The sequence below is a fragment of the Microbacterium ginsengiterrae genome, from assembly GCF_014205075.1.
Taxonomy (GTDB): Bacteria; Actinomycetota; Actinomycetes; order Actinomycetales; family Microbacteriaceae; genus Microbacterium; species Microbacterium ginsengiterrae.
On sequence record NZ_JACHMU010000001.1, the window covers coordinates 1,010,335 to 1,031,050 of the forward strand.

Consider the following 20,716-nt stretch of genomic DNA (forward strand, 5'->3'; position numbering starts at 1 on the left):
TTCCTCCTGGAGGTCTCCTCACAAAGTTGAGTTGTGCTGACTCAACTTTACCACTGCACCCCAGATCACGCGAGCAATCTCCTTCTTCGCCCCCGCGGCGGATGCCACGACCGACCCGCCTTCGCCGATCACCTCGACCGCGTTGTCGGCCTTCTCGAATCCGTGCTCGGCATCGGCGAGGTTCACCGCGAGCAGATCGACGCCCTTGCGCTCGCGCTTGCGCTGCGCACGCGCGCGGCGCTCGGCCGGATCCGTCAGAGTCTCCGCCGCGAAGGCGACGATGAGCTGCCCCGCAGGACGGGAGGCCGCGAGCCCCGCGACGATGTCGTCATTCTCGACGAGGTCGATCCGGTCCAGAGTGCCCTGTTCCTTGGTGAGCTTCTGCTCCGCGGCCGATGCCGGCCGGTAGTCGGCGACAGCGGCGGCCATGATCACGACGTCGGCAGATGCCGCGGCATCCCGCATCGCCTCACCGAGCTCCGCGGCCGTGCCTGCCGTGCGGACATCGATCCTCGGATGCCGCGCATCGACGAGGACATCCGCCGAGATGTTGGCAGCGACGAGGGTGACCTCGGCTCCACGCGCCGCAGCCTCGGCGGCCAGCGCCACCCCCTGCCTGCCGCTGGAGCGGTTGCCGAGGTAGCGGACGGGGTCGATGGGTTCGCGGGTTCCGCCGGCTGAGACGGCGACCCGGAGGCCGTCGAGGTCGCGCGGCGTGAACAGCGAAAGCGCCGCTTCGGCGATCTCCTCGGGCTCCAGCATCCGCCCCGGCCCCGAGTCACCCCCGGTGAGCTCTCCCTCAGCGGGCCCGAGCACGTGCACGCCGCGCTCGCGGAGCGTGCGGATGTTCGCCCGCGTGGCGGGGTGCCGCCACATCTCGGTGTGCATCGCCGGTGCGATCGCGACGGGAGCGGTCGTGGCCAACAGCGTCGTGCCGAGCAGATCGTCCGCGAGGCCCGCCGTCATCTTCGCGATCGTGTTCGCCGTCGCTGGGGCGACGATCACGAGTTCGGCGGCCTGACCGAGCGCGACATGCCTGACCTTGGCGACGTCGTCGTGGACGCTCGTCGTCACCGGGTGGCGACTCACCGCTTCCCACGTCGGCGTGCCGACGAATCGCAGCGCGTCCTCGGTCGGGATCACCGTCACCTCGTGCCCCGCCTTGATGAGCAGCCGCACGAGCTGAACCGTCTTGTACGCGGCGATGCCGCCTGTGACCCCGACGACGATGTTCATGGTCCGATTCTGCCCGACGCACCCGCCCCGCGCCTCCGCCCCTGCGCAGACCTAGACTGATCCGTGTGTGCACGGTCGTGATCGATGTCGCAGAACCAGGGGGATCCCGACTCCTCGCCGTCCGCGATGAGGACCCGGCCCGCGCCTGGGACTCGCTCGGAGCCTGGTGGCCGGAGCAGTACCCCGGGGTGATCGGCATCCGCGACCGCCGCGCGGGAGGCGCATGGCTCGCCATCGACCGGTCGACCCGTCGCCTGGCCGTGCTGCTCAACCGGGCCGACGTGCTCGACCTGCCGGAGGATCAGGTGCGCAGCCGCGGCAGCCTCGCCCTGGAGTCCGTCGCGGGCCGCTCGCCCCACGGCATCCTCCCGATGCACGGGTTCAACCTCCTCGAGGCGACCCCGGATGCCGCGCGCGTCATCTCCTGGGACGGAGTGACGCTCACCGAGACCCCTGTTCCGCACGGCGTCCACATGATCGCGCACGATGCGCTCGACGACCCGGCCACCGCGCGTATCGCCCGGTGGCTGCCGGAATTCCGTGACCGCCCGGCGAGGAGTGACGGTTGGGAGCAGCGCTGGGTCGACCTGCTCGCCGCATCCGCTGAGCTGGACCCGACCGATGATGCGGCGATCATCCGCGACAACAGGCCGCACGGGTACCCGACGCAGTCACTGCTGTACTGCGTCGCCGACATCGGCCATGGAGATCTCGAGATCGAGCAGTCCACCCTCACCGCGCCAGGGCACTGGGGCTGAGGCGCCGCGTCAGGCCGAGCGAGTCGTTCCGCGAGGACGCGATCGGGCGGTCGTCCCGACCGATTGGACCCGCGTCGCCGAGCACGATGCCGAACCGATCAGCTCCTATCGCTGACTCCGCCGCGGCCACTAGGCTCGGCCGCATGAGCGATCAGCAACCGGCGCAGGGTCCGCATGAGGTTCCGCCGCACGTCTCTTCCGCGCCGCCCTACGCTCAGCAGCCGGGCGTCCAGCAACCCGGCGTCCAGCAACCCGGCACGCCGGGGCAGTACACGTACGTCGCGCCGCAGCAACCCCCCGGTACGGCTGCCGCCAACCCGGCAGGACGGGCCAGCCTCATCCTCGGCCTGGTCAGCATCGGGCTCGGCATCCTCATCGACATCCTCATACAGGTGATGATCCGCACCGATGGGTACATGGTCGTCTCCGTCGTCAGCGGCGTGGGTTCGCTCTTCGCCTTCCTCACCGCGCTGGCCGCGCTCATCATCGGCCTGATCGGCATCCGGCGCCCTGGCGTCCCGCACGTCGCCGCCGGCATCGGAGCAGGAATCGGGATCGCCGGAGTGCTCGGCATCGCCTCGAGCTACCTCATCGGCACCGTCGGTTCGCTGCTCTTCTTCTGAGCGACGGGACCACAGCTCCAGGGGTCAGGCCCCGTCGCCTGCCAGGACGCGTTCGTAGATCTCGATCATCGCCGCGGTCCGCGACGACTGGCGGAACTCCTCGGCGACTTCGGGGACGGGGACAGGAGCACGGCCGGCGACGATGTCCGCCGCGGCACGCGTGAGCGTCTCGGCGAGCGCCGCGACGGAAGCGTCGGGCACCGCCCACAGTCCGCCGCGCAGCTCGGCCGCGATGTCCGGATCGCTGATGACCGTCGGGGTGCCGAGCGCCGCCGCCTCGAACGGCGTCATGCCCTGCGTCTCGAATCCGATCGACGTCTGCACCACTGCATCCGCCGCCGCGATCCGCGCCAGGGTGTCTGCGTAGGAGAGCCGCCCGGCGAAGCGGACGCCCGCATGGCCGCGTGCGATCCTCTCGGCTGCCCGCATCTGTCCTCCGCCGCCGATGATCTCGATCTGGGCATCCACCTGCGATCGGACGACGGCGTGCAGGAAGGGCAGCAGCCTCTTCTCCGGGCTCATGCGCCCCAGCCACACGAAGCGCGGCCGACGCCGCGGCGAGACACCACCTTCGGCGTGAGACACACCTTCTCGCGTGGTGTCTCGCGCCTCAGATGGTGTCTCGACCGCGTGCTCGGCACGCACGGACGCAAGCAGGTCGTCGTCGATGCCGTTCCAGACGACGTCGACGGAGGGGAAGACCTCGTGCTGCTCGAGGCGGCGGGCGAAGTGGCCGGACGGGGCGGTCACCGCCGATGCGCCCTGCGCGAGGCCGCGCAGGAAGGCCCAGCCGTCGCCACCGGGCACGCGGGGGCCGATGCCGCGCATGGCCGTGCGCCGCCAGAGGTTCAGCACGGGGAGGACCTGGCGGTGCAACGGCGTCACCGCTGCCATGCCCACGTCGACCCGGTTGTGCATGGTGTGGACGACGGGGATGCCGTGGCGATGCGCGAAGCGGTGCCCGATGAACGCACCCCAGAAGTCGCCCTGCACGTGCACGAGGTCCACCCGCGGCCGGGAGGCGAACGCCCGGTCGAGGAAGCGGTCGGTACGACGCCCCGGCCACGACATGGAGTATTCGCGGTCCACCGTGATCGGGATGGATGGGAGGTCGACGAACGAGTTGTCGCCTCCGACCGCACGCGCGGTGTGCATCTTCGGCGCGACGACCGTCACGGTGTGCCCTGCGCGCTCGAGGTACTGCTTCTGAAGTCGCATCGACACCTGCGCTCCGCCGAGCGATGCGAGGTGCTGATCGCCGAAGAAGACGATGTGCATCGACGTGCCTCCCGGCGTCTACTCGGGCAGCGGCTGTTCGCGGTAGAGCGCCTCGAAGGTGTCGAGGGTGCGGTTGATGTCGTGGACGAGCACGCCGTCGAGGGAGGCCTGCTGCATCCGCTCGTACTCCGCCGGCTCCGCGGTGAAGACGTCGGTCAGTCGCGCGGCGAGCTCGTCGACGTCGCCGGGGGTGAACAGGTAACCGTTCTCACCGTCATGGACGAGGTGCGGGAGGGCGACCGCCTCGGCGGCGACCACGGGAAGGGCGGATGCCATCGCCTCCATGGTCGCGATCGACTGCAGCTCGGCGATCGAGGCGATGACGAACAGGCTCGCCCGCGAGAGCACGGCGCGCAGCTCGGCGTCGGTCGTGCGGCCGTGGAAGGTGACGCGCTCGGCCAGGCCGAGTTCACCGGCGAGGCGCTCGAGGCTCTTGCGCTGGTCCCCGCCGCCGACGATGTCGAAGGTCACATCCAGTGCGGGGTCGAGCTTCGTCATCGCCTGCAGGATCACCTCGACCTGCTTCTCGGCGGTGAGACGACCGACGAACACCATGCGGTTCTTCTCGCGCGGCCCCATCACCGGGGTGTACTGGGTGCGGTCGATGCCGCAGCTGACGGGGATGACCCCGGACACCTCGACGGTGCGCTCGAGGAAGTCCGCGGCGCGGCGGGTCGGGGTCGTGATCGCCCGCGTGAGGTCGAAGGTGCGCTTGGCGTCGGCCCAGGCGAGCTTCAGCACGATGTCGTCGATGAACTTCGGCATCGTGGTGTGGTCGAGGATGTTCTCGGCCATGACGTGATTGGTGGCGATCACGGGGATGCCGCGCTCGTGGGCGATGCGCGCGAGCCCGCGGCCGATCACGATGTGCGACTGGATGTGGACGACGTCGGGCTGCACCCGGTCGAGCACCTTGCGCGCGTAGTGCTTCGAGCGCCACGGCCAGACGAAGCGCAGCCAGTCGTGCGGGGCCCAGCGGACGGAGGGCAGCCGGTGCAGGGTCATCGGCTCGCCCTCGACCACCTCGGTGGCGGGTTCGGCGCGGCGGTACCGACGGTTCGGCGCGACGACGTGAACGTCATGACCGCGCTGCACGAGACCCGCAGCGAGTCGTTCGGCGAACCGTGCGGCCCCGTTGATGTCGGGAGCGAAGGTGTCGCAGCCGATGAGGATCTTCAGCGGAGCGTCAGGAGAGGTCACAGATGGGCAGCCTTCGGTACGCGGTGTGGCCCGGTTCGGGCGCTGGCCACTCTACCCGAGCGACCTGCGCGGCTCCCGCTCCCCCGCCGTACCGTCCGTAGAGCACGTCGGAAGGTATTCTCCGAGGTCGCATCGCATGAGCGGCCGGTAGCGTTGCCTCATGCGCATCGTCAGTTCCGCCGACCCGCAGCTCTGGATCCCGGTCACCGAATCGTTCGGCTGGAAGGGACGTCGCCATCGCAAGGCGGCGATCCGGATGCTGATGGGCCAGGCCATGCAACGCGGGCAGGGTCCGCTCCCCCGAGGCTCAGGCGCAGGGGCCTGGCTGATCAGTCAGTTCGCGCCCGCGATGATGAAGCGCGCCGACGGGCGCGTGCTGGTGTGGACGTGGAAGGCCGAGCCGGAGCTCGTCGTCGCGATGGCCACGACGCAGGAGCTGACCAATGACATCCGTCGCGCCAGGGCCATGATGCCCATCGAGTACGACGACACCGAGACGTTCACCACGGTGCTCGGCGCCGGGGAGAAGCTCGTCATGGCGCTGCCCCCTGAGCCGGCCTCGCCTCCGTTCGTGACCTACACGTGGGACACCGGCTCGCACCTCATCACTGTCACCGCGGTCGGCAGCGACCGCGAGCGCTTCGGGACGCTGATCCCCGCGCTGGACGATCTGGCCCGCAGCATCCGGATCGCGGGCGACGTGACCGGTGGCGAGTCCCCCGACATCCTGCGCATCGACCCGGCCTGAGGGGGCGGCATGAACACGCGACCGATCCCGATGACCGCATCCACGTCCTCCGAACTCGGCGACGCCGTCGAACGGGCACTGGCCCGCAAGGACCTTCCTGCGGCCTCGACCGCACTCGCCGAGGCCTCCACACGAGAGATCGTGCACGTGCTGGAACGGCTCAGTCCGCGCCAGTGCGCCATCGCGTACCGGCTGCTCTCCAAGCAGGAGGCGATCGAGGTCTTCGAGGCGCTGTCCCCCGGCCTGCAGGCCGATCTGGTGCACGGCCTCCAGGATGCCGAGGTGGCTGCCCTGTTCGCCGACCTCGATCCGGATGATCGCGTGTGGCTGCTGGACGAGTTGCCGGCGGCTGTCGCTCCGCGCCTGCTCCGCGGGCTCTCGCCGCACGAGCGCGACCTCACCGCCGCCGTGCTCGGATATCGACGCGACTCCATCGGGCGCCGGATGAGTCCGGAGTTCGTGTCCACCCACCCGCAGCTCACCGCCGCCCGGACGCTGCAGAGGATGCGCGAGCGCCTGGACCGCGCCGAGACCATCTACACGCTTCCCGTGACCGACGGAGGACTGAGAGTCATCGGTGTCGTGAGCCTGCGCGATCTGCTCGCGGCGGACTCCGACGCCCTCGTCGCCGACCTCATGCATGATGCGCACACCGTCTCCGCCGAGTCGGATGCGGAGCAGGCGGCGCGCGAGTGCACGGAGTCCGGGTTCCTCGCGGTCCCGGTCGTCGACAGCGAGGAGCGCCTGGTGGGCATCCTCACGATCGACGATGCCGTGCGCATCCTCCGGCATGAGGAGAGCGAGGATGCCGCCCGTCAGGGTGGTGTCGAGCCGCTGGGACGCCCGTACCTGTCCACCCCGATCCGCCGCATCGTGCGCTCTCGCGTCGTGTGGCTGCTGGTCCTCGCGGTCGGGGCGACGCTGACGGTGCAGGTGCTGTCGGTGTTCGAGGCGACCCTTGAGCAACTGACCGTTCTCGCCCTCTTCGTGCCGCTCCTCATCGGCACCGGCGGGAACACCGGGAACCAGGCGGCCACGACGGTGACGCGTGCGCTCGCGCTCGGTGAGGTGAGACCGCGCGACCTGCTGCGTGTGCTGACACGAGAGCTGCGGGTGGGACTGTGCCTCGGGCTCCTGCTGGGAGCATTGGGGTTCGGCATCACCGCCCTCGTCTACGACTGGCAGATCGGCGTGGTGATCGGCTGCACCCTGCTGGCGGTGTGCACCGTGGCCGCGACGATCGGCGGGATCATGCCCGTGGTGGCCCGCGTCATCCGCGTCGACCCCGCGGTGTTCTCCAACCCGTTCATCACGACATTCGTCGATGCCACCGGTCTCGTGATCTACTTCGTGATCGCCCGCGCGGTGCTCGGGATCTGACGAGGCCCCGGTTCGTCCGCGCTACCGCGCATCCGTAGAATCGCCGGATGGCACGGCCGCGCGCCGGAGGGGAGATCACGAGACGGTGAAGGCACGGAACACGTTCGGTGTGCTTCGCCTCGTGACGGCCGTCGTCCTCGTCGTCGCGCTCGTGCACCGTCTGTTCTGGGGCCTGAGCTCGCAGACGATCGCGGGGCGGAACTTCCTCGCCTACCTCACGGTGGAATCGAACATCGCGCTCGTCGTCGTGCTGATCATCGGCGGGATCCTCGCCTTCCGGCGGGACGACGATCCGCGGTGGTTCAGCATCGCCCTCTCGCTCGTCCTCACCTGGACGACCACCGCCGGTCTCGCCTTCGCGCTCATCGTCTGGCAGGCAGGGCTCCGCGGCATCCGTGTCGACGTCCCGTGGTCGGATCAGGTGCTGCACTTCTGGTTGCCGGTGTTCACCGCCCTCGCGTGGACCCTCACTCCCGGTCACCGCGCCGTGCCGTGGTGGATCGTGCCGGCATCCCTCGCCTTCCCGATCGCGTGGGGCGGTGTGACGCTGTGGCGCGGCCCGCTGATCGGGTGGTACCCCTATTACTTCCTCGACCCGCGTCAGGTCAGCGGCATCGGGGAGTTCCTCATCACGAGCGCGCTCGCCCTGGCCATCTTCGCCGCGATCGCCGCGATCCTCGCGCTCATCAGCCGGATCAGTCCGGCGAAGGTCGACCGCGCGGAGGCGAAGGCGCGGAGGTCGCGCCGCGCAGCCCTCACTCGCTCGCGGCGCCCAGGAACGGCGTCAACGACGTGAGGGCGGCGAGCAGGGCGTCCTGCTCGTCGAGCTCCGCGAACTCCTCCGCGGCATCCCCGCCGACGAGGCCGACGAGGATGCTCTCTCCGGTGACCGGCCGCAGGTTGATCCACGTGCGCAGCAGGTGGTCTCCGCCGACGGTGTGCCAGATGGTGGCGTCGGTCTCCCAGAAGGGTTCGTCGTACCGCAGCCAGATGGTCTCGATGTGTCCGATGCCGAGGGCGTTGATCGCGCCGCGGTGGGAGAACGGCAGCGCGGGGGCGAACTCGATCCGACCGCTCTGCAGCACTCCGAGCGGCACCGTCACCACGACGCGGTCGAATGAGGTCGCCTCGCCGGTGCCGAGGCGGAGACTGACTCCGGACTCGTCATAGGCGATCCGGGTGACCGGGGAGGCCAGCGTGAGCTGTGTTCCCTCGAGCATCTCCTGGATGACCTCATCGAAGTCGCCGGTCACACCACGCAGAGCTGCGGACGGGAGCGCAGGGGGGAACCACGCGGAGAGGACGTCGGCATCCGCCCCCGACGTCGTCGTCAGGTAGGCGAGGAGAGCGGAGAGCGCCGGGTCCTCTGGGTCGGAACCGGTCTTCTCGAGCGCCTCGGCGAGCGAGATGTCGGTGGGCAGGTCGACGGCGGCGCCGATCGCCTTCTCGAGCGGGGCGTTGACGACCGCATCGATGTCGCCGTCCGGTGCACGCCAGAGCGCCGAGCTCAGATCGATGACGTCGGGCAATCCGTCCTCTTCGCGCTGCGGCTGCGCCCCCTCCGCGAGCGCGGGCAACAGCCAGCCGCCGAGCTGGATCGGGACGGCCCAGTCGTCGTCGCGCTGAGAGTGCGTCCTCCCGCCGACGCGGTCGCGCGCCTCGAAGACCGTGACCTCCACGGCGGCGTCCGCGAGGTTCGCCGCGACGGCGGCGCCGGCCAGACCGGCGCCGATCACCGCGATCCGCTCGCCCTCGGCGGCGAGCGCTCTGACGCGGACCGCCGCGCTCTCACCGGACCGGATGGCGCCGCGGAGCGTGCCCGGTGCGTCCGCATCGGTCGCCTCACCCGCGAAGAACAACCGCTCCTGGATGGGCTCGGCCAGGCGTTCCCTCGCATCGGGCTGCACGCCGATCCGAGTGAAGCTCACGGCACCGCGTGAGAAGGGATCGGTCGCCCACTCGCTGCGCATGCTCGCCGCCGGCGCGGGGACGGGGGTCGTCGGCAGCGGCGCGGGGGACGCCGTCGCGGTCGGAGACGCCGTCGGGCGCGGTTCCGGTGTGCAGGACACGAGAAGCACCCCGAGGGCGCCGGCTCCGGCGCCCACCAGCAGCTCACGACGCGTCATTCTCATCGCGGCCACACTACCTGGTCCGACCCCGCGGACCCGCGTCGACCTCAGGCCCGGACGTACTCCTCGAGCACCACCCCGGAGTCGAACGGCGTGACCGCGGTGGGGCGGAAGTCCGCCGGGGCGTAGTCCCCGGCGGCGAACAGCGGGATGCCGTCGCCGAAGAGCATCGGATTCCGCTTCAGGGCGAGTCGGTCGATCTCTCCGCGCACCGCCGAGGCGAGGGCGCCACCGCCGCAGAGCCAGATGCCCTTTCCCTCCTCCGCCTTGAGCTCGCGCACGACCTCGACCGGATCACGGTCGGTGAACTCCACGCCATCCGCGCCCGCCGGAGCCTCGTGCCCGCGCGTGAACACGATCTGGCGCAGATGCCGATAGGGGTCGGGGTGCTCCGGCAGCGCCACGGCGTACGTGTTCCACCCCATCAGCACGGTGTCGAACGGGCCGTCCGCGACCGAGAGCCCGGCGGCGGCGGCGAGGTCCGTCGGCGCGGTGCCCGCGTAGGACGCCCAGATCGGCGCCATGTGGTCGCCCTCGGCGAGGAATCGGTCGAACTCGCCGCGCGGCCCGGCGATGTATCCGTCCACGGTGACGGCGACGTAATAGGTAAGTTCACGCATGTCCATCCTCCAATGACTACAGATGCAGTGGTTCGAGAGTACAACAGCTGCTGTGGTTGCGCTACGGTCATCTCATGGCGAAGAACGAGGAGCGTCGGAATCTGCTCGCGGATGCAGGCATCGCCGTGCTGGCCAGGGAGGGCTCGCGCGGCCTCACCCATCGGGCCATCGACGCCGAGGCCGGCGCGCCGACGGGGACGACGTCGAACTACTTCCGTAGCCGGCCCGCGCTCGTCGCCGGGATCTTCCAGCGCATCGGCGACCGGCTCGCCCCGACCGCCGCGGACCTCGAGATCCGCTCCGCGGCACCGCCGAGCCGAGAACTGTTCGCCGACTACGTCCGCGACATCGTGCGGCGTCTGCTCGAGCAGCGTGAGGTGACGCTCGCCCTCTTCGAGCTGAGGCTTGAGGCCGCCCGGCATCCGGAGCTCGCGGCGTCGCTGAGTCGTTGGCAGCGGGACGGTTTCGAGGCGGACGTGGCGTTCAACGAAGCGGCGGCACTCCCCGGCGGTCGCCGCGAGGTCGCCCTGTTCCACTACGCGATCGACGGGCTCGTGTTCGATCAGCTCACGTCGCCGATCGACCCCGGCGCACGGACCGACGAGATCGTCGACGCGCTCGTGGACGGACTGCTTCCGAGCTGATCCGGTCTGCGCGGCGGCATCCGCACCGGGGAACGCGAGAACCGCCCTCCCGAGTGCAGGGAGGGCGGTTCTTACGTCTCGATCAGAGCGATCAGATGTTGACGTCACCGATCAGGTTGACCTTGATGCCCATGCCGTCGAACATCGCGGCCTTGGCGATCAGCGCCTTGTCAGCGGTCTCCGCGTCCGGCGCGTAGACGAGTTGGGCGTGGTTGGCCTTGTGGCGCGCCATGAACTGGTCGCGCGAGACGCCGTGCAGCACGACGTGCGCGAGCGGCCATTCCTCGTTCGTCGCGGCCTTGCGGCGCTGCGTCTCCTCCTCCGGCAGCTCGACGACCGAGGCGCGGAAGATGTCGGCCTGCAGGATGCCGTCGGCGATGAACACGCGGCTCAGAACTACTTCGCCGGGCTGGGAGACGCCGTTGAGGGTCGCGCCGCCCGCGGGGAAGAAGACGTGGCCCTGACGCCACCCCTCCGCCTTGTCCCAGCCGCCGAGGTGCGAGGCCGGCACCGAGCCGGAGATCTCGTACGCCCAGACGAACTGACCGTCGTACTCCTCACCCCAGCGCACGTCGTGCAGGGTGTTGTCGGGCACGAGTCCCATCGCCCGCCACACGCGGTCGGTGACCAGCGCGTCGACCGCGACGCCCTCGTCGGCCTCGTTGAAGTGCGGGAAGGCGCGGCCCTCGTGCAGCACGCGCGAGCCGTCGCGCGAGGTCACCGGAGGGCGCTCGGTGGAGTTCAGGATGCCTTCGGCGAGGTCGGATGCCGGGACGAGGTCCTTCAGACCCTGCTGGTACTGGATGCCGACAGCATCCAGTCCGAAGTCGTCAGCGATGCGCAGGGCGGCGATGTACATCTTCATCTGCCACTGCACCTGCTCACGGGTGAGCTCGGTCGCGCCATCCTCGCCGTACTTGAACGTCATACCGGCGTCGATGAGCCAGTCGTAGGCCGCGTTGGCGTCCTCCTCGCTGACGTTGAGCATCTCGGCGTACAGCGCCGACTGCGACAGGCGCTCCTTGTAGATACCGGTCTGGTTGAGCATCTCGTCGTCGAAGATGGCGTTGTACATGCCCATGCAGCCCTCGTCGAAGACGCCGATGATGGCCTTCTCGTCGAGCAGCTGCGCCGCCAGTGCCTCGCCGAGCTGCTTCTCGGGGCTGTCAGGCAGTGCGGGAAGTTCGCGGACGTGCGAGTAGTCGTGCGTGATGGTGCCGGTCTCGGTCCACTCGCGGATGCCGTTGATGAACCACTCGTCGGAGAAGTCCACCGACCAGGTCGTCGAGTACGGCTTGTCCATCTTGGTGAGTCCGGCGTTGAGGCCGAGGAGTCCGACGAGGCCGGGCCAGTCGCCGGCGAAGTTCGCGACGGTGAGGATCGGCCCCTCGTGCGTGCGGAGCCCTGCGAGGACGTGGTGGGAGTACTGCCAGTTGGCGATCGCGACGATCAGGGGCGCGTCGACCGGGATGTTCTTGAACACCTCGAGCCCCATGCGCTGGCTCGAGATGAAACCGTGCCCGGTCTCGGGGTCGACGTCGAAGGCGCGCACGACGCTCCAACCGAGGTCGTCGAACACGCTCGTGACGCCCGCCTCGAGCGCCTGCTGGGTGGGCCAGCCGCCGACGTTGGCCGACTCCCGGAGGTCACCCGAGGTGATCAGGTAGGCGGTCTTCGGGGCGGATGCCGGACGCGTCGCCGGCGTGGGAAGGGTGTAGCTCATGATTCCTCCGGGGTTGGGTGGGTGCGGACGAGCGTGGCGCGATGAGTGTCGCCCGCTCGGAGTCGGATGTCACGGGAGACGGTCTCTCCGTGGAGGTCTAGTCGGTCGAGGTCGAGGTGCCCGCCGTCGAGCCGCAGGGAGATGACGCCGTGGTCCACCTCGACCGTGCCCCAGCCGGTCGCCGTGGTGAACAGAGAGCGGAAGGGTCCATCCGCGGCTGGAGCGAAGCCGAGCGTCTTCGACGGCGCATCCCATTGCACACCGCTCGCCGCCGCGAGCAGACCCCACGATGCGAGGGAGCGAGCGTAGTGGTTACCGCATTCGATCTCGTTCCAGGGGTTCCGGTGGCGGCCGTCGTACCGTGCACGCAGGGTCCGTTCGATGAGGAGCGCATCGTCAACCCGACCCGCGAACATCAGCGATGTCGCCACCTGGTGCTCGATACCGGTCCACACCTCGTCCGAGTACACGAACGGTATTGACGGCCTGCCCCCGCGCGGCCATGACGCCAGCAGCAGCCCACCCTCATCGTTCAGGGCGTAGACCCGTTGTGTGCTCTCGTGGCGGCGGAGGTCCGTTCGGTGGTTGTGTGCGACGATCGCGCCCAGTGCGGAATTCACGCGATCCTCGGGCAACAGGTACCCGAGCCCACCGAGGAAGGCGTGGAACTGGCCGAGCAACTGGTCCGAGAGCACGCCGTCGCCGTACTGGTAGCGATGCTCGTCGAGGTCTTCGATGACCTGGCGGTAGTACTCGCCGTTCCAGAGCGTGCCGTCCATCGCGGCCGCTGCGCGATCCGCCGCCGCGGTCCAGGCCTCGACCTTCTCCGGCTCGCCGAGATGAGCGGCCATCCGCACTCCAGCGCGCAGCGCCGCAAGAAGCATGCCGTTCGCCAAGGGCTCCGTGCCGTGGAACTCGATGTCGTAGGTGTTGTGGAGCTCACCGTCTACGAGCCCGTCACCGTCGCGATCCCATTCACGAAGGGCATGGTCGAGGCTGCGGGATGCTGTGGGCCACAGTTCCCTGAGGAAGTCGTCGTCGCCGCTGAACCGCCACTCCCTGTGCAGACGCAGGAACGTGCCGAGCTGGCCGTCGACGGCAGGACCCATGAACCAGGAGGGACCGCCGAAGACGCGGTTCCCCCGGAACTTCTGCGCGCCATCGTCGTCCGTCTCGAGACGGTACTCGGCGCGACGCGCACTGCGCTCCAGACTCGGGAAGAGCCAGGCGGCCGTCTGCGCGTAGGACCAGACGTGAGTGCAAGTGCCCTCGCAGGATCCGCCGTGATCGAACGACCCTTCCCACGCCGCGAACACCGGGCCATCGCCCAACGAGGGGTTCGGCGAATCGAGCACGAAGCACGTCGTCGAGCGGAGGGCGGCGATGTTCGCGCCGGCGGCGTCGCTGATGACCGGATCGATCGCGCCGCCGTAGAGAGCGTCGACGAACGTCGTCGTCGCGCGCTCGAGTGCGGCCAGGTCGCCATGCAGGTGGGCGGCCGCCGACCAGGCGTCCGGCCAGCGTGTCGCATAGTGATTGCGCACGACGGGGCTGAGCTCTCCCTCATCGGGGTCGGCGAAGATGATGTGGCCGTGCCACCCTCTCCGGCGATTCGGGAAGCTCCAGGCGAGCACGAACTCGAAGTCGCGGCTCTCGCCGGCGGGAACAGTGTGCCGGATACCGAGCGAACCCGTGCGGATGCGCGGCAGCTTCGCCATCATCTGTTCCTCGGTGAGCTCCTCGTCCCTCTCGGCGTCCAGTTCGGCGAAGAGTCCGCGCGGCCGATCTTCGAGCGTCAGCCGCGACTCGGCCTCGAGGAGACCGTCGTCGGAGAAGTCGTTCCAGAAGAGTCGCGCGCCGTCCGGCCAGTAGCTGGTCACCCACTGCGGCTTCACGGTGACCGCGGCGTCGGTCGTGGTGAGACTCAAAGTGCCGTAGCCCGGATCATCCTGCGGAAGGTCGATGCCGAAGTCGAGCCCGCGGACGTCGCCGTCATCGCGGAATCGCACCTTCTGCGTGGCGCGCATGCCCCACGGTGCATCCGGGCCCGGCGCCCCTCGTCCTGCGGTGTGCGTCATGCTTCCCGCCACCGTGACGGCCACGGCCACGGCGCCCGGGTTGGTCACACGGTAGCGCAGGACGGCAGCGGGAATGCCTGATGCCTCGGGGTCGAGCGGGACGAGCGGCGTGAAGGCGCGCAACGAGACGTCGACCGGCAGGTCTTCGTCGACGAAGTCGACGTCGACGACCGGGTATTCGCCGTGCAAGGTCGCACCGGCGAGGCGGGGGAGACCTGCCAACTGCTCGAACGGGTAACCCGCGTCCGCGTCGTGACGACCGGTGAGGCGAGCCTCGAGGACGCGCGTGACGGTGTCCCCACCGGCGGGTGCGGCGTGGATGGCGAAGAAGGAGTGCGGATTACGCCGCCCCTTGTCGGGAAGGTTCTCCAGCTCCCAGTCGCGCAGTTCGCCTCGCGCGCCGATCGAGACATTCCCCGTGCCGATGCCGCCCAGAGGGAACGCCGTCGCCTGCGAGGTGTGCGGGATGCCAGGAGCGCGGCGTCGTTCAGCCATGGCGTCGTCCACGCTGCTCAGCCGCCAGTTCATGCACGACGCCCTTCGACCCCTCGTACAGCCGGAGATACCGGTCGAAGAGTGTGTCGTAGAACTCGCGGAGGTTCAGGTCGGGCTCGATTGTCGCCGTCACCGGGTTCCAGTCCGTGATGACGGGCGCGGATCCCGTGTCGGCGACGGCAGTGGCCGCGAGGAACGCGGCGCCGTAGCTCGCGCCGATCGTCGTCTGCGGCACCTGCTGCACGAGTCCGGTGACATCGGAGACGACCTGCAGCCAGAGCCGTCCCTGTGTCCCTCCGCCGACTGCGACGATCCGGCGGATGTCCGCCCCGGCCGCGCGCATCGTCTCCACGTTGTGCCGCACGCCGAGCGCGGTGGCCTCGAGCGCCGCACGGTAGAGGTCTCCACGGGTGTGCGCGAGGGTGAGCCCGGCGACGACACCGCGCGCGTCAGGGTCCTGGATCGGCGTGCGCTCCCCCGCGAAGTACGGCAGGACGAGCAGCCCGTTCGCTCCCGGTCCCGACGCCTCGGCGTCGGCGAGGAGGTCGGGGTAGTCGGCGCCGGTGAGGCCCTTCAGCCACGCCGTCAGGGCGCCGGACGTGGAGAGACCGCCTGCGAGATTGCGTGTGCCGGGAAAGGCACCGGCCGTGGTCCACATCGACGGGGTCCGCAGCGTGTCTTCCCCGGTCGACACGAGGAACATGGTCGTTCCGTACATGAGCATGAGGTCTCCGACCTCGTGTGCTCCGACGCTCACCGCTTCGGTCCATGCATCGATCGTGCCGGTGATGACCGGAGTGCCCTCAGGGATTCCGGTCCCGGCAGCCGCCTCGGCGGTGACCTCGCCGGCGATGTCTCCGGCCCACGTGAGACGAGGCTGCTCGATGGAGCCCGCGTAGCGCTGCCACCAGGGCTCGTACCAGGACTCGCCCTCGATGTCGTACAGCGGAGAGGTCTGGCTCGCGGACTGGTGGTCGAGCACGTAGGCACCGGTGAGTCTGCGTGCGAGCCAGGACGCAGGCATGAACAGACGACGCGCACGCCGCCACGCCTCCGGTTCCTCGTCGCTGACCCAGGCGATCTTCGCACCGGCCGCCTGCGAGGTGAGCGTGGAGCCACCGACCCGGGTGATCTCCTCCGCCCCGAGCTCGTCGGTCATGCGCTGGATCTGCGCGCCGGAACGGGTGTCGACGCCGTAGAGGATCGCGGCTCGGACCGGCTCATCATTCTCATCCGCGAGGAGCACGCACGGCCCCATTCCGCTGACGCCGACGGCGACGATCTGCGCATCGGGATGCGCGGAGATGAGTTCGCCCGTGATACCGGTGAACTCGTCCCACCACACGCGCGCATCCATCTCGACCCACCCGGCGTGCGGGCGGTCGACCTCATGCGCTCGCGTCGCGGAGGCCACGATCTCTCCGCCTTCGGCGACGAGCACACCCTTCGTGCTCGACGTGCCGACGTCGACTCCGAGAGTGCAGCGCATCATGGTCCTCCTGATCACGGATCCTCATGCTCACTGTACGCGAAATCGATTTCATGTTGCAAGCAGACCAGTGCCGGCATGCCAACAACAGGCGTCCGGCTCAGCGCGCGACGCTGGCTGCCTGCAGTTCGTTGCGCAGAACGACGGTGCGCGGCGGCTGGTCGTCGCCCGCGATGCGCCCGAGAAGCATCTTCGCGGCGGTCACGCCCATGTGCCGCGCCGGCAGCCGCACCACGGTCACCGCCGACGGCGACAGCGTGGTGAACGGCAATGACCCGATCACTGCGACGCCGACCTTCGGAGGCGTCAGCCCGTGCTCCGTGAGCACCTGGATGGCCCCGACGCCGATGAGGTTGTTCCCCGCCACCACAGCGTCCGGAGGCTCAGGGAGCGCGAGGAGCTCTTCCATGACCTCTCGCCCACCATCCACCCGGAACGTCGCGAAACGCAGTAGCGCATCGACGTCAACGTCCGGCTGAGCACGAGTGAGTGCGTCGCGCCATCCGGCGGCTCGTTCGGCGGCCGTGTCGATGTGCTCCGGCCCACCGATATAGGCGATGCGCTGGTACCCCTCGTCGATCAGCGCGCGCGTCGCCGACGTCCCCGCAGCACGGTTGGCCATCACCACCCCATCGATGTCGTACGTCGTGCTGCGGTCCACAGCGACGAGCGGCCTTCCCGTGGCGAGGATCGGAGCGAGGTCCGACTCCTCGGAGGCCGTGGCGATGATCACGCCCGACATGTTCTCCGACATCGCGATCTGAAGGTACGTCGCCTCTTTGTCGGTCTGCGCATCCGAATTGCACAGCACGACCGAATACCCCGCTTCGGAAGCGACGTCCTCCACCCCTCGCGCCATCTCGGTGAAGTACGGATTCTCTATGTCGGGGATGATCAGACCGATCACCTCGGAGCTCTGCCGCCTGAGGGTCCGTGCGGTGCGGTTGGGCACGAAGTTCAGCTGCGCGGCGGCGTCGCGCACCGCAGCGGACTTCTCAACAGAAACGCTCGTGCCATTGAAGACGCGCGAAACCGTCGCGGGAGACACTCCCGCGAGGCGGGCGACGTCGTAGATCGTTGCCATGACCACCCTCACTGCACATTCCGGCTCGACCCGGAGTGATTGCAACAGTATCGCGCGGGCGGTGCCCTGTGGCGCAGACGCATGAAATCGATTACAGTTGTCGCAACCATCGAGCATCGAAACACAAGGACGTGAACGAACAGATGACTTTCGCACCCTCTGACCTGTCGACGATCGCCGCTCTACGCTCCGTGCAGACGCGGTCCATCTCACCGGAGAACTTCGACGGATCGGTCGGCGGCGGCGGGCGGGCGACCGAAGGTACGGGTGCCGACTGTGCCCGCGACCTCGGCCCCGGATGGAAGATCTCCCCGAGTGTCGACATCAAAGCGGGCGAGACCTTCGATCTGGCGAACATCCAGGGTGCGGGAAAGATCACACACATCTGGATCACCACCCACACGGACAACTGGCGCACGCTCCTCCTGCGCGCGTTCTGGGACGGTGAGGCGGAGCCTGCCGTGGAGGTGCCGTACGGCGACTTCTTCTGCAACGGCTGGGGAGTCTTCGCGCAGGTGAACTCGCAGGCCATCGCCGCCAACCCTCACGGAGGCTTCAACTCCTATTGGCCGATGCCGTTCAGGGACGGTGCTCGCCTGACACTGGAGAACACCTCCACGGTCGACGTCCGCGTCTACTACCAGGTCACCTACGAGATCGGCGGCGACTACTCGAACGATGCATACTTCCACGCGCAGTGGCGTCGTTCGAATCCCCTTGAGGACCGTACTCCCCATGTCATCCTCGAGGGGATCGAGGGACAGGGGCAGTACGTGGGCACGTACATCGCCTGGGGTGTCAACTCCAACGGCTGGTGGGGTGAGGGCGAGATCAAGTTCTATCTCGACGGCGACACCGACTATCCGACGATCGCGGGAACCGGTACCGAGGACTACTTCGGCGGGGCGTGGAACTTCGACATCCCCGGTCAGGGATACACGGCATTCTCCACGCCGTACCTCGGCATGCCGCAGGTGATCCGCCCCGACGGGCTCTACGTCAGCCAGCAGCGCTTCGGCATGTACCGTTGGCACCTCCTCGACCCGATCCACTTCCGCACCGGCATCCCCAAGGTGGACATCCAGGCTCTCGGCTGGCGGAGCGGCTGGCGCTATCTGCCGCTGCGCGACGACATCGCCTCCACGGCGGTGTTCTATCTCGACCGGCCGACGGCCCGTCGCCCGCGGACGCCCAGTGCGGACGACATGGAGGTCCACCTGGGGACGGCTCCGGTTCCCGACATCGGCGCCACCCCTCCTCGCGCGCCGCAGAGCTGATCCGCGTGCGCCGCGCCGCTGCGCTCATCGGGATCACCGCGTTGCTGGCCACGACGGGGTGCACCGCATCGACGCCTGCCGAGCCGCGCGATGCCGCCTTGTCCGCGACCGTGGATGACAGACCGACCGCGATCGCCATCTCGGACGGCGATCTGTGGCCGAGCTGCTGGTCAGACGATGGTGCCCTCTATACCGCGAACGGGGACGGCGCCGGTTTCGGATATGAGTTCAGCGACGTCGTCATGAACCGGGTGACCGGGACCCCGGAGGCCGATGATCTCGACGGAGAGGCGCTCGCCCTGGGCGACGACCTCGGCCAGGTCTGGTCGGGCGAGGGGTTCACGAGGAAGCCGACGGGGATGCTGTGCACCGACGGCTCCCTGTACCTCGCGGTGCAGGACCTGGCGTTGGACTTTAACTCGGCGCCGGCCGCCACCGTCGCACGCAGCGACGATCACGGGCGAACATGGTCATGGGACAGATCGGCGCCCATGTTCGATGACGGCGTGTTCACGACGATATGGTTCGCCGATTTCGGCAAGGATGCCGCCTCCGCTCCCGACCCCGAGTTCGCCTACGCGTTCGGATTGGACGGGAACTGGCGAGATTCGTTCACTGATGCCGTGCCCGATCCGACGGAGCTCTTCCTCGCGCGTGTACCGACGGCATCAGTTCAGGATGTCGCGACATGGGAGTTCTACGCCGGCGAGCCCGGCGACGTCGAGGCGACGTGGACCGACGGGATCGGTGCCAAACGCCCGGTGCTCGTCGATGAACGTCGACAGCATCCGAGCGATGAGGATGCCGAGAGGGACGAGGGCGGGAACGGGCAGACCGTCGGCGCACACGACCTCAGCGTGCTCTCGCAGGGCGGCGTGACCTATCTGCCGGGACGCGACCGATATCTGTACACATCGTGGACCGAGTTCACGTTCGAGTTCTATGAGTCGCCGACCCCGTGGGGACCGTGGTCTCTTCTCCTTTCGGAGGACTTCGGCGCCTACCCCTGGTCCGAGGACCGGATCGGCGGGTACGGTACGACGATCCCGTCGAAGTTCGTGTCCGACGATGAGACGACCCTGTGGCTCCAGTCCAATGTGTGCCCGTGCGCCCCCGCCGGGGCATCGTCGTACTGGTTCGGCCTGCGCGAGATGACATTGGAATGATCGACGGGCGAGACACACCTGACAGAAGGAGGAGAACATGACAGAGGTGACATACCCGGACCTCGCGGGCAAGCTCGTCGTGATCACCGGCGGTGGTCGCGGAATCGGACTCGCGACGGCGCGACGGTTCACTGCGCAGGGGGCACGCGTCGTCGTGCTCGACCTCGCGAACGGCGATTCCGACCTGGAAGCGGAGTTCGTCGAGCTGGACGTGACGGACGCCTCAGCGGTCTCGGCCGCTGCGGACAAGCTCGTCGCAAGCTTGGGCAGTCCGGACATCGTCCTCAACGCCGCAGGGATCGTCCGCTCGGCCAGCGCCGAGGAAATGTCGGCCGAAGACTGGTCGACGGTGCTCGATGTGAACCTCTCCGGCACGTTCCACGTCTGCCAGGCGTTCGGGCGGCACATGCTCGCCGCCCACCGGGGCACGATCGTCAACATCGCGTCCATGAGCGCGACCGTGAGCAACTACCCGCAGAAGCAGATCAGCTACAACGCCTCGAAGGCGGGGGTCGTGCACCTCACGAAGACCCTCGCGGGCGAGTGGGCCGACCGCGGAGTCCGGGTCAACTCGATCTCGCCCGGATACATCGCCACGGATCTCACCGCGGCCTTGCTCGAGCGCGAGCCGGAGCTCGGCGAGGTCTGGCGCGACCGCACCCCGACGGGTCGGCTCGGCACCCCTGACGAGGTCGCCTCGATAATCCTCTTCCTCGCTTCGGACGCATCGAGCCTGATGACCGGGTCCGACGTCATCGCCGACGGCGGATACACCGTCTGGTGATCGC

18 protein-coding genes are annotated in these 20,716 nt (G+C 68.8%); 9 read left to right on the plus strand and 9 right to left on the minus strand.

What is annotated here, in order from left to right; all coding sequences use genetic code 11:
- Nucleotides 1–18: 18 nt before the first annotated feature.
- Entirely contained in the window at nucleotides 19–1,236 is a 1,218-nt protein-coding gene (coaBC, locus tag HD600_RS05040) for a bifunctional phosphopantothenoylcysteine decarboxylase/phosphopantothenate--cysteine ligase CoaBC (RefSeq protein ID WP_144793473.1), read from the minus strand.
- 65 nt (nucleotides 1,237–1,301) lie between these two features.
- Here coaBC and HD600_RS05045 point away from each other — a divergent pair, with 65 nt between their 5' ends.
- Both HD600_RS05045 and HD600_RS05050 read left to right on the plus strand, forming a co-directional pair.
- The gene (locus tag HD600_RS05045; protein WP_184281969.1) at nucleotides 1,302–1,994 is read left to right on the plus strand and encodes an NRDE family protein; all 693 of its coding nucleotides are present in this window, start codon (nucleotides 1,302–1,304) and stop codon (nucleotides 1,992–1,994) included.
- Between the two features lie 143 nt (nucleotides 1,995–2,137).
- Nucleotides 2,138–2,617 (plus strand): hypothetical protein, encoded by a 480-nt coding sequence (locus HD600_RS05050; RefSeq protein WP_184281971.1) that lies wholly within the window; start codon nucleotides 2,138–2,140, stop codon nucleotides 2,615–2,617.
- Between the two features lie 24 nt (nucleotides 2,618–2,641).
- Here HD600_RS05050 and HD600_RS05055 read toward each other — a convergent pair whose 3' ends face one another.
- Nucleotides 2,642–3,895 carry a glycosyltransferase family 4 protein gene (locus HD600_RS05055; RefSeq protein WP_184281973.1) on the minus strand — a complete coding sequence of 418 codons (1,254 nt, stop codon included), beginning with the start codon at nucleotides 3,893–3,895 and terminating at the stop codon, nucleotides 2,642–2,644.
- A gap of 18 nt (nucleotides 3,896–3,913) precedes the next feature.
- Nucleotides 3,914–5,095, minus strand: a complete 1,182-nt coding sequence (locus tag HD600_RS05060) for a glycosyltransferase (RefSeq protein ID WP_184281975.1) — start codon at nucleotides 5,093–5,095, stop codon at nucleotides 3,914–3,916.
- A 160-nt stretch (nucleotides 5,096–5,255) separates the two neighbouring features.
- Here HD600_RS05060 and HD600_RS05065 point away from each other — a divergent pair, with 160 nt between their 5' ends.
- The 3 genes from HD600_RS05065 (at nucleotide 5,256) to HD600_RS05075 (ending at nucleotide 8,019) form a co-directional block, all read left to right on the plus strand.
- Nucleotides 5,256–5,843: a hypothetical protein gene (locus tag HD600_RS05065; RefSeq protein ID WP_184281977.1), complete on the plus strand. Its 588-nt coding sequence runs from the start codon at nucleotides 5,256–5,258 to the stop codon at nucleotides 5,841–5,843.
- A 9-nt stretch (nucleotides 5,844–5,852) separates the two neighbouring features.
- Entirely contained in the window at nucleotides 5,853–7,223 is a 1,371-nt protein-coding gene (gene mgtE / locus HD600_RS05070) for a magnesium transporter (RefSeq protein WP_184281979.1), read from the plus strand.
- 85 nt (nucleotides 7,224–7,308) lie between these two features.
- Nucleotides 7,309–8,019: a Pr6Pr family membrane protein gene (locus HD600_RS05075; RefSeq protein ID WP_184281981.1), complete on the plus strand. Its 711-nt coding sequence runs from the start codon at nucleotides 7,309–7,311 to the stop codon at nucleotides 8,017–8,019.
- On the opposite strand, the gene HD600_RS05080 is transcribed toward HD600_RS05075, so the two are convergent.
- Together HD600_RS05080 and HD600_RS05085 are read right to left on the minus strand one after the other, a co-directional pair.
- A complete protein-coding gene (locus HD600_RS05080) occupies nucleotides 7,979–9,355 on the minus strand; it encodes a flavin monoamine oxidase family protein (RefSeq protein ID WP_184281983.1) in 1,377 nt (458 codons plus the stop codon). The genes HD600_RS05075 and HD600_RS05080 overlap by 41 nt on opposite strands.
- Before the next feature lie 44 nt (nucleotides 9,356–9,399).
- The gene (locus tag HD600_RS05085; RefSeq protein ID WP_184281985.1) at nucleotides 9,400–9,972 is read right to left on the minus strand and encodes a dihydrofolate reductase family protein; all 573 of its coding nucleotides are present in this window, start codon (nucleotides 9,970–9,972) and stop codon (nucleotides 9,400–9,402) included.
- Between the two features lie 74 nt (nucleotides 9,973–10,046).
- On the opposite strand from HD600_RS05085, the gene HD600_RS05090 reads away from it, so the two are divergent.
- Nucleotides 10,047–10,616, plus strand: a complete 570-nt coding sequence (locus HD600_RS05090; RefSeq protein ID WP_184281987.1) for a TetR/AcrR family transcriptional regulator — start codon at nucleotides 10,047–10,049, stop codon at nucleotides 10,614–10,616.
- A 91-nt stretch (nucleotides 10,617–10,707) separates the two neighbouring features.
- Here HD600_RS05090 and HD600_RS05095 read toward each other — a convergent pair whose 3' ends face one another.
- From HD600_RS05095 to HD600_RS05110, 4 genes are all read right to left on the minus strand, one after another.
- Nucleotides 10,708–12,339 carry a fucose isomerase gene (locus tag HD600_RS05095; RefSeq protein WP_206705687.1) on the minus strand — a complete coding sequence of 544 codons (1,632 nt, stop codon included), beginning with the start codon at nucleotides 12,337–12,339 and terminating at the stop codon, nucleotides 10,708–10,710.
- A complete protein-coding gene (locus HD600_RS05100) occupies nucleotides 12,336–14,912 on the minus strand; it encodes a GH116 family glycosyl-hydrolase (RefSeq protein WP_184281989.1) in 2,577 nt (858 codons plus the stop codon). Before HD600_RS05100 ends, HD600_RS05095 begins: the two co-directional genes overlap by 4 nt.
- Nucleotides 14,905–16,404, minus strand: a complete 1,500-nt coding sequence (locus HD600_RS05105) for an FGGY-family carbohydrate kinase (RefSeq protein WP_338402147.1) — start codon at nucleotides 16,402–16,404, stop codon at nucleotides 14,905–14,907. Before HD600_RS05105 ends, HD600_RS05100 begins: the two co-directional genes overlap by 8 nt.
- A gap of 97 nt (nucleotides 16,405–16,501) precedes the next feature.
- Nucleotides 16,502–17,485 (minus strand): LacI family DNA-binding transcriptional regulator, encoded by a 984-nt coding sequence (locus HD600_RS05110; RefSeq protein WP_184281992.1) that lies wholly within the window; start codon nucleotides 17,483–17,485, stop codon nucleotides 16,502–16,504.
- 143 nt (nucleotides 17,486–17,628) lie between these two features.
- Between HD600_RS05110 and HD600_RS05115 the strand changes: the two genes are divergently transcribed.
- Genes HD600_RS05115 through HD600_RS05125 form a run of 3 tightly spaced genes read left to right on the plus strand, consistent with a single transcriptional unit; the run spans nucleotide 17,629 to nucleotide 20,712 of the window.
- Nucleotides 17,629–18,762 (plus strand): glycoside hydrolase family 172 protein, encoded by a 1,134-nt coding sequence (locus HD600_RS05115; protein ID WP_184281994.1) that lies wholly within the window; start codon nucleotides 17,629–17,631, stop codon nucleotides 18,760–18,762.
- Nucleotides 18,763–18,767: 5 nt separating this feature from the next.
- Nucleotides 18,768–19,928, plus strand: a complete 1,161-nt coding sequence (locus tag HD600_RS05120; RefSeq protein ID WP_184281996.1) for a glycoside hydrolase family 183 protein — start codon at nucleotides 18,768–18,770, stop codon at nucleotides 19,926–19,928.
- Nucleotides 19,929–19,965: 37 nt separating this feature from the next.
- Nucleotides 19,966–20,712 carry an SDR family NAD(P)-dependent oxidoreductase gene (locus tag HD600_RS05125; protein WP_184281998.1) on the plus strand — a complete coding sequence of 249 codons (747 nt, stop codon included), beginning with the start codon at nucleotides 19,966–19,968 and terminating at the stop codon, nucleotides 20,710–20,712.
- Nucleotides 20,713–20,716 lie beyond the last annotated feature (4 nt).